1 protein-coding gene is annotated in these 664 nt (G+C 38.6%); it reads left to right on the top strand.

Annotation, left to right across the window (positions count from 1 at the left end; translation table 11 throughout):
* Positions 1-664 (top strand): flagellin hook IN motif-containing protein (locus tag CSUIS19073_RS08275; protein ID WP_337214423.1); only part of this gene is annotated, 664 nt, incomplete at both ends.

Here is a 664-nt window from a genome sequence, read left to right as displayed (position 1 = left end):
GAGGTTTGAGACATTAAACAACGCAGTATATTCAGTTTATTCTAATATTTCAGCTCAAGATTTTATAGTAAAACTTAGTGGCGTAGATGGCTACCCTAGTGGCTACACATTTCAAACAATCTCTGGAACAGTAATCCAAAAAGATGGCTACAAAGCAATCGCTGAAATGATGAACGGAGTTTCAGACAAAACCGGAGTAAAAGTTAAGGTTAATAATACTCAAATTTTCAGTGATGCTGTATCAGCTGGTAATATTCAAAACCTAATGATTAATGGTGTAACAATCGGTAATGTAACCGTAAAAGCCAACGATAGCGATAACACACTAATTGGAGCCATCAACGCTAAAAAAGATGAAACTGGTGTAGAAGCAAGTATAGAAAATGGCAAATTAGTCCTAGCTGCCAAAGATGGTAGAGCCATTAGGATTGGAGCGTTTTCGGGGGCGAGTTTTATGGGTGGTGATATAGCTGGAGCATCTAATGGTAGTGCTGGTGGTGGTGCTCTATTTTTAGGAACTATGACATTTATTCGCCAAGACGCTAGGGATATCAAGGTAGGTATAAATGGTATATCTCAAATTTCTGGTTTTACAAATGGCGGTGGTAGTATTACTGCAGTTAGCGTTGCGTCAACGGCTTACAATCAAGCTTCAATTAACCTT

This window comes from Campylobacter sp. RM19073 (assembly GCF_024723495.1).
GTDB lineage: Bacteria > Campylobacterota > Campylobacteria > Campylobacterales > Campylobacteraceae > Campylobacter > Campylobacter porcelli.
The sequence above is the reverse complement of the archived record's forward strand: the minus strand, read 5'-3'. Positions and strand labels throughout refer to the sequence as shown.